The sequence below is a fragment of the Streptomyces hirsutus genome, from assembly GCF_001418415.1.
In the GTDB taxonomy this organism is placed as follows: Bacteria; Actinomycetota; Actinomycetes; order Streptomycetales; family Streptomycetaceae; genus Streptomyces; species Streptomyces hirsutus.
Genome location: NZ_LIQT01000558.1, coordinates 1 through 9,763 on the forward strand (window position 1 = coordinate 1; position 9,763 = coordinate 9,763).

General features: G+C 71.1%; 8 protein-coding genes. 2 read left to right on the forward strand and 6 right to left on the reverse strand.

What is annotated here, in order from left to right:
- Nucleotides 1–574: potassium channel family protein (locus AOK11_RS34275; RefSeq protein WP_055597563.1), on the forward strand; the 574-nt coding region annotated here is incomplete at its 5' end.
- 199 nt (nt 575–773) lie between these two features.
- On the opposite strand, the gene AOK11_RS34280 is transcribed toward AOK11_RS34275, so the two are convergent.
- From AOK11_RS34280 to AOK11_RS34305, 6 genes are all read right to left on the reverse strand, one after another.
- Nucleotides 774–1,418: a protein-L-isoaspartate(D-aspartate) O-methyltransferase gene (locus AOK11_RS34280; RefSeq protein WP_055597564.1), complete on the reverse strand. Its 645-nt coding sequence runs from the start codon at nt 1,416–1,418 to the stop codon at nt 774–776.
- Nucleotides 1,419–1,866: 448 nt separating this feature from the next.
- Nucleotides 1,867–3,144, reverse strand: a complete 1,278-nt coding sequence (locus AOK11_RS34285) for an ABC transporter substrate-binding protein (RefSeq protein WP_055597565.1) — start codon at nt 3,142–3,144, stop codon at nt 1,867–1,869.
- On the reverse strand, nt 3,141–4,163 hold the full coding sequence (locus AOK11_RS34290) for a hypothetical protein (protein WP_055597566.1): 1,023 nt from the start codon (nt 4,161–4,163) through the stop codon (nt 3,141–3,143). The genes AOK11_RS34285 and AOK11_RS34290 overlap by 4 nt, the downstream gene beginning before the upstream one ends.
- The gene (locus AOK11_RS34295; RefSeq protein ID WP_055597569.1) at nt 4,160–5,548 is read right to left on the reverse strand and encodes a vWA domain-containing protein; all 1,389 of its coding nucleotides are present in this window, start codon (nt 5,546–5,548) and stop codon (nt 4,160–4,162) included. Before AOK11_RS34295 ends, AOK11_RS34290 begins: the two co-directional genes overlap by 4 nt.
- Before the next feature lie 81 nt (nt 5,549–5,629).
- Complete coding sequence (locus AOK11_RS34300; RefSeq protein WP_055597567.1) at nt 5,630–7,936, reverse strand: tetratricopeptide repeat protein; 2,307 nt, start codon at nt 7,934–7,936, stop codon at nt 5,630–5,632.
- A gap of 46 nt (nt 7,937–7,982) precedes the next feature.
- The gene (locus AOK11_RS34305; RefSeq protein ID WP_079035262.1) at nt 7,983–9,305 is read right to left on the reverse strand and encodes a S1 family peptidase; all 1,323 of its coding nucleotides are present in this window, start codon (nt 9,303–9,305) and stop codon (nt 7,983–7,985) included.
- 91 nt (nt 9,306–9,396) lie between these two features.
- On the opposite strand from AOK11_RS34305, the gene AOK11_RS34310 reads away from it, so the two are divergent.
- Nucleotides 9,397–9,747 (forward strand): trypco2 family protein, encoded by a 351-nt coding sequence (locus AOK11_RS34310; RefSeq protein WP_055597568.1) that lies wholly within the window; start codon nt 9,397–9,399, stop codon nt 9,745–9,747.
- Nucleotides 9,748–9,763 lie beyond the last annotated feature (16 nt).

A 9,763-nucleotide genomic window follows, 5' to 3' on the forward strand; every position in this document is an offset into this window, starting at 1 on the left:
CGTGCTCGGCGTCGACGCCGACGTCGGCGTCGTCCAGAAGATCGGCGAAGAGCTGACCCAGGTCGCCGCCGCGGACTGCACCGACCCCGCTGTGCTGGCGCAGCTCGGCGTCGGCGAGTTCTCCCGCGTGGTGGTCGGTATCGGCACCGACCTGGAGGCCAGCATCCTGACCACCTCCAACCTCGTCGACGCCGGCGTGGCCGCCATCTGGGTCCGGGCCACCACCCGGCAGCACGGCCAGATCCTGGAACGCATCGGTGCCCACCACATCGTCCTGCCCGAGCACGACATGGGCGAGCGCGTGGCCCACCTGGTCACTGGCCGGATGCTGGACTTCATCGCCTTCGACAGCGATTACGCGCTGATCAAGACGCTCGCCCCGAAGGTCGTCGGCGGGATCCCGCTGGGCGAGAGCCGGGTGCGCAGTACGTACGGCGTCACCGTCGTCGGCATCAAACGCCCCGGCGCCGACTTCACTCACGCCACCGCCGAGACGGTCGTCCATCCCGGCGACGTCATCATCGTCACAGGCAGGACCCGGGCGGTGGAGATGTTCGCGGAGCTGGACCGGTGAGACGCACCGTCAACGCAGGCACTACGGCCTCAGACATGGGCTGCGCTCGGTCGGCGCCGGCGCGCTGCCGCCGTATCGCCGCGCGTGCCGATGTCGCGTCGGCGTGGACGCAGCCCCCAGCCGCGGCGTGCTGATCGTCACCCTTCCTCGTGTCGCAGGGTCTGTCGGAATGCCGGCAGTCCGACGCAGTCGGCGGGGCTCAGGAGGGGAAGCCGTACCGTCCTTGCAGGCGGACGAAATGCGCGGGCGTGAGTATCCGCCGGCGCTCCAGCCCCGTCGCGGTGCGCAGGAAGGACACGACCTGCTCCCGGCCGCCCGGCCCGAGGGGCTGGACGAGGCGGCCGCCGAGTCGCAGTTGCCCGGCCAGCGGCGCGGGAACCTCCGGGAACGCGGCGGACACGATGACCGCGTCGTACGGAGCGCGGTCCGGTACGCCGCCGCTGCCGTCCCCGATGCGCAGCTCGATATTCCGAATGTCCTGCCGGGCGAGGTTGCGCCGTGCCTGCCGGGCGATGTCCGGCCACATCTCGATGGTCACGACATCGGCGGCCAACCGGGCGAGCAGTGCGGTCTGGAAGCCGAGGCCGGTACCGATCTCGAGTACGTGCTCGTCCCCGCTCAGGTCAAGGCCCTCGATCATCATCACGGAGAGTGAGGGCTGCGTGGTCACCTGTGCGTGCCCGATCGGAATGGGCACGTCGTGATAGGCGTGCGCTTGGTGACCGGTGGGGACGAATGCCGCTCGGGGTGTCGCTCGTACGGCCTGGAGCAGGCGCTCGTCGCTGATACCGGCCCCTCGAACGGTCCGTACGAGATCCTCGGGTGGAGGGGTGGCTTCGGCCATGTCCGCTGCTTTCCGTGCGATGTCCGGAGGGTGAGCGTGCCGTCGGGCTCACGGTCGGTGGGCCACCGACGGCGTCTCGGCCGCCTGCCAGGGTGCTTCGCAGATCAGGCGTACGCAGGCTGCCCGTCCTGAACGAGCGACGGCGCGCCGCCGGCGTCCTGATCATCGACGACCTGTTCCTGACATTCTCCAGCGCCTCATCGAGGAGACGCGAGTCAGGATTCCCGCAAGGACACGGCAGCTCATCACCCGCCTGATCGGCAAACGGCCAGGCATCGACGCCGGCCTCGACGAGGTGTCCGCCGCCCGGCCCTTCCCGGCCGCCCGCCCGCCGCTGAGCTCGATGGGCCGGTCGACGAGCACCCGGATGTGCGGTCACGGACGAGGAATCCTCCTGGACTGTCTCGGCTTTTCAGGGAGGGACCTGCGGTAGGCGCCGCCCCATCGCTCACCGCGTACTGCACACCGTCTTCGGAGCCGCTCTGTTGTCGCCGTCTTGCGCGGACTGCGCGTCCTGCATCCTCTGCACATCGTGGAGGACACCATCAAGGTCGGGGTCCTGATTGCTGGCGACCCTTGCGATGGTCAGCAGGACGGCCTCGTAGAAGGCGCCCCGTACGGCAGGTGCCATGACGTCCGAGGCGTCCAGGCAGCGGGGTCCTTCACGGAGCCGTTGTGCGACCTTGTGTTTGACCGCGTCGCCCTGTGGCTTTTCCGGCTTCACCTCGCGATTCGCCGAGAAGACGTCCGGCAGATCGGCCCACTTCTGCTGGCCCTCCTTGGAGGCCAGCCGGCGGATCAGTTCACGGGCCTGAGGGCGGGCGCTGAACAGCGCCGCGAAGTCGCCGGTCACCTCGTGGGCCCGGACCCGGCTGCCGCCTCCGGGCAGGAGCGGAGCGGAGTCCATCAGGTCTGCGTGCTTCGCGTGGTTCCTGTAGAAGGAGAGCGCGAAGGAGCCTTGATGCTCCAGGGTGCACCCGTCCCGGCCGTCGAACAGCAGCCCGTTGTCGTCCGGGGCGCCGCGGTGGTCGGTGAGCAGAGCGTCCTCGGCCGCTTCCTTGTCCTGCCGGAGCAGATCGGCCCACGCCTCCCAGGCCGTGTGCACCGGATTACTGCGCCACCACTTCATTTCGCCCGTGCCCAGCGCCCACTTCTCGTAGACATCCGGGCCCGACCGTTGCAGTACGAGGTCCTCGATCCAGTCGGTGCCGGGCCAGCCGGAGGCGCCGTCGTCCCCCATGCCGATGCACCAACTTTTCAGTGGAGCAGGCTTATGGGCGGGCTGGTGACCCTGGCGGTACCAGACGATGCTCTTCAGGTCCGCCTTGACCGGGACCCAGTAGACGGGTTCGGCGGGTGAGCCGGTCGGCTTCCAGGGGGCGCCGTACTCCTGCGGCTCGTAGAGCCGGTTCAGCGGTTTGAGGAGGTCCTGCTCGGCGTATTCGGCGAGTTCGCCGAGGCCCGGCATGATCACGATGTCCGGGGGCTCCCCCGACTGCACCTTGGAGAGCAGCACATCCCGTTGGGCCGCGGTGCCCTGGTAGCGGAAGGGGATGCCGAAGCCGTCCAGCAGGGTTTCGAACTGCTCCGCCTGTTTGGCCGTCCACGTTCCGAGGATGGTCACCGGCTCCTCGTCGTCGTGCTGCGCCCAGACCGCCACCATGCCGAAGGCGGTGAGCAGCAGTATGACCATGGCGAAGACCAGCATCTTGAACCGCCGGGTCACCGTCGCCTCCAGTAGTCGTTGTCGAGCCGAAGACCGAGCCCCAGCGCGGGCAGGACGATGGTCAGCAGGCTGCCGACGAGAGTGCCCTGGTACACCGGGGCGGTCCAGGCGTCATCGGTCGTCTTCCGCCGGACCTGCTCCGACTTCTTCGTGACGTCCCGCTGTGCATCGGCCGGTTCCGTGCCGCTTGTCCGGGACACCTCGGTGATCTCCCGCAGATCCTTGATCGCCCCGTCGAGGCCGCTCTGGGTGGCGGACATCGCCGTCAGCGGAAACACCGCGAGCAGCACGGTGAGCACGAAGGCCGCGAGCAGGTACGGATTCCAGTCACGGCCGCAGCGGTCGCGCAGCACGAACAGCGCCGAGAGCAGGGTCAACCCCACGAATACCAGGGCGAGTTCGGCGATCCACCACCCGCCGCGCTGCCACTGCCCCATGGTGGCGGTGGCTTCGGCGTGCCTCAGCTGGACCTGCTGCAGTGCGTGCAGGCGGGGTACGAGTCCCACCGAATCGCGGGTGAGCAGCGATTTCGCCTCTTTGAGTTTCTGCTTCCGCATGAGGGACTGGTCAGGGTAAGGGGACGTGCCGAGGGCGAGCGAGTCGCTGTAGGTGGCGAGCAGGCCCTTGACCGTGCCGAGGTCCTGGTCCGTGCGGTCGGCGATCCGGGACAGGCCCTGGTCGGCGGCCGAGAGCTGGGACCGGTAGGCCTCGCCCGAGCCCGTGACGTCGATGAGCTCCTTTTCCACCAGGGCGCGGGCCTCCTGGTCGGCCCGCAGGGCCGCGAGCCGGGTGGCGGCGAGCCCCTGCACGGCCGGTGCCTCGCGGGACGCGAGCGCTTCGGCGCTGTGCTGGACCTGACGGCAGGAGAGGAACAGGGCGGTCGACGCCACGGCCGTGAGCAGGAACAGGACCAGCAGATGCACCTCCAGCAGCCGGCGGGTCCGCCAGGGGCTCAGGCGCCGGCGCCAGAAAGCGGCGAGGGAGAACCGGTACCAGGAGGCGGTGCGTCCGGTCGTCACAGCAGCTTCTCCCCGCATGCGATGCAGTAACGGGCCTCGCTCCCGGCCGGGGTGCCGCAGCCGCCGCAGCGCGGGCCCGGCCGCGCGCCGACGGCGTCGGCCAGGGGGCCGCCGGGACGGGACCCGGCGCGCAGGATCATCGGGCCGAGGGCACCGGCGTCGACGGTGCGCAGCCGGACCCGCCCCGCGATCGGGTCCTCGATGTCGGCGACCGTGCGGATCTCGTCCAGTACCCAGTCCGTGCCGAATCGCGTCGCCAGTCGGGCGGCCTGTCCCAGGCGGTCCTCGGCGGTGTCCGGTCGGTGTTCCTGAAGAGCGGTGAGGCCCTGGCGGAGAAGCTTCCGCATCCTGGCGGTGGCGTTGAGGTCACGCACGCTGCCGGTGCCCGTCGGGGCGTGGGGCGGGGACTGCTCGGGGAGGTGCCAGCGGGCGACGACGGGCGCGTGGACATCGCCGATGGAGACCATGGCGAACTGCAGCTCGGTCTCCAGCGGGTCGGCGTCGGAGTCGGCGACCAGGGTGAGCAGGTAGTCACGTCTGCCCTGCTCCCACTGGTAGGTCGGGAATGTCCAGCGGTGCGGCCGGCCGGGCTGGAGCAGCCCGCCGAGGCGGTGCGGCCGGGGCGCCTTCTCGCTGAGCGAGACCTGGCGGACCGAGGGCCGCACGGTCACTTCGATCGGCAGCCGGGGCGTGTGCACCCGGCGCAGCCGCTGGATGGCGGCGGTGACCGCATGGCCGAGTCCGTCGTCCACGAACTCGGCCGTGCCGTGCAGCCGTTCGGCGAGGGTCAGCAGGGGGTCGGGAACCCAGTCCGCGCCCACGGCGAACACGTCACAGGTGAACTGCCCTGCGCAGGCGTCCAGTTCTTCTTCCAGACGGGTCTCACCGACGGCGCTGCTGCCGTCGGTGATCAGCACCAGATGGCGTACGGACACCGGCCGTCCGAAGAGCAGGGCGCGCGCTCCGGCCACCCAGGCGGCGTACCCGGCAGGACGCGGCCCCTCCCGGTGCAGCGGGAGCGATCCCGCGACGAAGGCGGCCCGGCGCCTTTCCTCCCGGTCGGCGACGGCCCACTCGTCGGCGCCCCGCGGATAGCACCGGACCGGCTCGGGGCCGCTGCCGAGCACGGCGAAGGAGATACGGTCGGGCAAGGCCCGCAGCACCGACGGCAGGGCGTGCCGGACGGCAGCCCGGTTGGATTCGGCGACGTCCACCGCGATGATCACGGCGAGCTGGACCGCGGGCAGATCGTTGGGAGCGCCGTCGGCGGCCACGTCCACCCGCAGATGGGCCTCTATCTTCGCGCTCCGGTGCGGGAGCAGATCGCCGCCGAGGTCGACGTGCAGTCGGATGCCCGGCTGCGGCGGCCGGGTGTGGCTGCTCATGTCGTACGTCACCGCTCCTTCACCTTCGTCGCCGCGGCACACCGGGGGCCGGGTGCCGATTCGGCCTGTCGTGCCGTGCAGTCAGAACACGGTCTGAGGCCGTACCGCGTGCATGAGATCCACGAGGTGTTCATGGGCGGCCGGCTCATGGTGGCGGGCCGCCAGTCGCCGGTAGTGCACTTCCAGCTGCTTGCGCGACTCGCGCTCCGGGGCGCTCAGACGTCTCAGACTGCGGGCGTTGAGCCGTCCGGCATCCCTTCCCGGCGAACCGGGCCGGTCGCTGAGGCTGTGCACCGCGTCCAGCTTCCATTCGTGGAGTTCGGTGCCCAGGCGCAGCGCCTCGTCCTCCGACAGGCGAGGCTCCCCGGCGCCCGGACTCCCGCCCTCGAGGCCGCGCAGTTCGGCCAGCGCCGCGTCGACCTCGGCGGGCGCGGGCAGCGGATCACCGTCTCCGGGCAGCCGGGCCGCGCGGATGCGCAGGGAGGCGATCCGGGCGACGGTGTGGTCCAGAGTGCCCTGCCGGACCCGGCCGAGCACATCGATGGCCGCCCGGCGGTCGCGCGCGCGGAGCGCGAGCCTGGCCAGGCCGAGGGCGGCGCCGCCGTGCGCGGGGTTGCGGGCGAAGACCACCTCGTACAGTTCCTTGGCCGTGGGCTCGGCCGTGTCGTCGCCGAGCCGCTCCGCGCAGTAGGCGAGGGCCAGTTTGGGCGCGTACTCGCCGGGCAGTTCGAGGTGGGCCTGCGTGAAGTGTTTCCTGGCCTCGACGACCTGCCGCGGGTCGTCGTCGAGGTCGGCGCTGCGCAGCGCGAGCAGGGCGCGATGCCACTCCAGCCGCCACCGGCGCACGGCGGGCGGCCCGGGAATGGAGTCGGCCGTGTCGAGCTCCTCCTGGGCCCGCTCCAGGTCCTCCCCGGTGTTCCGGTCCAGCAGAACACGCACGTTGTGCAGGCAGATCTCCACCGAGCGCGGCTTCTCGTCCTCCTGCTCGAGGAGCTGGCCCGGGTCGTAGCCGCTGCTCACCTCGAACCGCGCGGTCTGCGGATCGCCCGGATACGGCCTCGGCACCGGCAGACAGGCGGCGATCTCGGTGGGTGTGGGGGCGCCGAGGTCGAGGGCCGGTGCCACGGGCGGCTCGTACCGGTCGCGGCGGGGGCGCTCCAGCCAGTGTTCGATGCCCGGCACCGTGCCGAGCCGGGCGCCGAGCAACCGGGTGGACGGCCGGAAGTAGTCGGAGGGCTCGGGCGGGTCGCTCTTGCCGCGCAGCGCGCGGATCTCCCGCAGGGCGCCGCGCAGTTGGCCGACCATCTCACGGGCGTCGGTGAAGCGCCGGTACGGGGAGGGCCGGACGGCACGATCGACGACCCGCTGGAAGGAGGCGGTACCGAGGCCGGGCACGTCGGCGACGGCCCAGCGGGCGAGTTCCCGCAAGGTGGCGCCGACGGTGTGCAGGTCGTGGGCGACGGTGGTCCTGGCCGACGTTTCGGTCTCAGGCGCCGTGTAGTCGGCCGTGACATGGGCGGGCGGCTGGCTCTGCCCCTGCTCGCGCATGCCGCCGAGATCGATGACCTTGATGCCGTCCCTGTGGTGCACGACGTTGGAGGGCTTCATGTCCCCGTACACGAAGACCCGTTCGCCGTCGGCGTGCAGGTGGACGAAGGCTTCGAGGATCTGGCAGCCGTACGCCGCGACGTGCTCGATGTCGAGGACGGATTCACCGCGCCGGACGTCCTCGACGACTTTCGCGAGGGTGCCGTCACCGACGTCGTCCATGACGATGTAGCCGCCGGTGACCTGGCCGGTGTCGTCGCTCCGGGCGACGAAGTCGCGGATCTGAACGATCCGGGGGTGGCGGATGGCGACGAGGTTGCGGCGTTCGACGTCGGCGAGCCGGGCGCCGTCGTGCTCGTACCGGTTGAGCAGTCCCTTGACGGCGACGACGTCACCGAGATGGGTGTCCTCGGCGAGGTAGACCCAGCCCTGTCCGCCGTGCGCGATGGGTCCCATGATCCTGTACTGGTCGCGCAGCATGTCGCCCTTGGTGAGTTCGGGCTGGTACGAGTAGCGCTCGCCGCAGGCCGGGCAGAACCCCTTGATCGGCACCGGCCCCTCGGCGTAAGGCGGGGCGAAGGTGATGCCGCAGTCGGCGGACGAGCAGTCCATGCGGATGCGCAGCGGCGCCTCGGGACGGATGAGGCGTTCCTCGGCGGGGCGTGGCTCGCGCTCGGGGAGCGCGAGGAGCTCGCGGGGGCCGAGTTCCCGTGGATCCTCGGGCAGGGCGGGCAGCCCGGGGTCGTTCTCCGCGCGGCCGCATGCGGCGCAGTGGCCGGTGGGCAGCACGGTGCCGCCGCAGGGGGCTCCGGCGAAGCGCCGGTGCGGGCAGGCCGTCATTCCCTCGTGCTCCTTTGCCCTTGCCCGGGCCGGGCGGAGCACCGCATCACCGGTCTCCATGGCGGCTCAGGTCGGCGCGCAGGGTCCTGATCAGCGCGCGTAACCGGGTGAGTTGCTGTTGCGGGTCCCGCACATCGTCGATCAGGCGGCGCGCGGCCCGGTGCCGGTCGGCAGTCTCGGTCACGGAGCCGAGGGAGGCGCTGTCGACGATGTCGCGGCGGATCGCCCGGCTGAACTCCACGCGCTGCAGACGGTCGAGCAGTGTGTCCGCGTGGCGGAGGAGCGCGGGCCGCAGGAGTCGGTCGCGGGACGCGGTCCAGCCGGGGCCGCCCTCGTGGCGGAAGACGAGCAGCAGCCGGAAGCCGAACACCCGCAGCCGGGCCAGAAGTTCGATCAGGGGGCCCGGCTGGGTCTCCTCGTCGAGACCGTCGACGAGGACCGTGACCGGTCGCACGGGTGCACGGTCGGCCGCCCGCGCGGGTTGGGGCTTGGCGCCGCGCAGCCAGTCCCAGTACGTCAGGTATTCGCCGGCCGGGAAGGTGACCTGGTCCAAGGCGTGGTCGACGAGGTCCGGCCTGCTGGCGCCGCCGCGATGGACGACGTGGGCGCGGTGCAGCAGGTGGCGCAGCGAGCGGTCCTTGCCGCTGCCCGGAGGCACCACGGTGATCTTCACCGGGTCCTCGTCCGGGTCGTCGAACCACCGGGTCAACCGCTCCTCGAAGCCGTGATCCCAGGCGTGCGGGCTGCTCAACTCCTTGATGACCGGTGAGAGTTCGGCGATGCGGTCAATGGGGATCAGGTACGAGAAGGAGAGCCGGTTGTCTTCGGGCAGCAGTTCGCCCAGATCGCCGCGCCAGCTGACGACGAGGCCGACCACACGGGCGGGACGTCCTTCCTGCGGCCGGGTGCACACGGCGGCGCCGCTGAAGCCGGCGCGCACCACCTCCGTCCTGGTGACGGCGTCGAGCTGCACCCGCTCACCGCTGGCGCCGCCGATGCGCCCCCACAGGCTCATGCCGTCGTCGAAGCCCTTCGCGTAACCGGTCGCGTACACCTCCATTCCGCCCCACAGCCTGGGTTCCAGGAGGGCGCGGCGCGCCTGCGGGCGAGGGCTGTCCAGGCGCAGCACGGCGACATCCTCGCCGCTCTCGCCCTCCGGCAGCCAGCCGCCGGGCATGACGCGTGCGGAGACCGGCTCGAGCTCGCTGTTCTCGGCGAACTCCAGCCACATGACGGCGTCCGGGTGGCGCACCACGTGTGCGCAGGACAGCGCCGTGTACTGGTCGACGAGCACGCCGGCACCACAGATGGGGCCGTGCGCGTCCTCGCGCCGCAGCCTGAGCCTCCAGTCCGCACGCAGTTCCCCCATGCTGTCTCACACTACGTGCAAAGCCTGGTGCGTCCCCAGACTTGTGAGCAGAGTGGATCGGTCAAGCAACGGAAGACGGGGGTGTGTTGACATGAGGGATATGGAACCGATCGGTCTTGCGGAGGCCATCGGCTCGGTTCGTGCGGAGCTGGCGCGGGCCCAGGCAGAAGGAGCGGAGAGCGACTGGCGGTTCAACGTGGAGCAGGTCAGCCTGGAGTTCTCGGTGCAGTTCCACCGGGCCGGCGAGGGCGGGGCGGGTCTGCGCCTGGGAGTGGTCGAGGCACGTCTGGGCGGCTCGGTGAGCCATGACTCCACGCACCGCATCGAGGTCACCCTCAAGCCCCTTCCCCGCCCCGACGGCACTCACCATGAGGTGAGCCGCGAGGACGCCGCTGCCCACCACCGGCCAGGACCGCACGACGACTCCCTCTCGCTGGGCTAGTGTCCTGAGTCGGGAA

Excerpts from the sequence above, each read along its gene's own strand:
- AOK11_RS34280 (WP_055597564.1), bottom strand. The coding sequence starts at position 1,418 with ATGGCCGAAGCCACCCCTCCACCCGAGGATCTCGTACGGACCGTTCGA.
- AOK11_RS34295 (WP_055597569.1), bottom strand. The coding sequence starts at position 5,548 with ATGAGCAGCCACACCCGGCCGCCGCAGCCGGGCATCCGACTGCACGTC.
- AOK11_RS34300 (WP_055597567.1), bottom strand. The coding sequence starts at position 7,936 with ATGACGGCCTGCCCGCACCGGCGCTTCGCCGGAGCCCCCTGCGGCGGC.
- AOK11_RS34305 (WP_079035262.1), bottom strand. The coding sequence starts at position 9,305 with ATGGGGGAACTGCGTGCGGACTGGAGGCTCAGGCTGCGGCGCGAGGAC.
- AOK11_RS34310 (WP_055597568.1), top strand. The coding sequence starts at position 9,397 with ATGAGGGATATGGAACCGATCGGTCTTGCGGAGGCCATCGGCTCGGTT.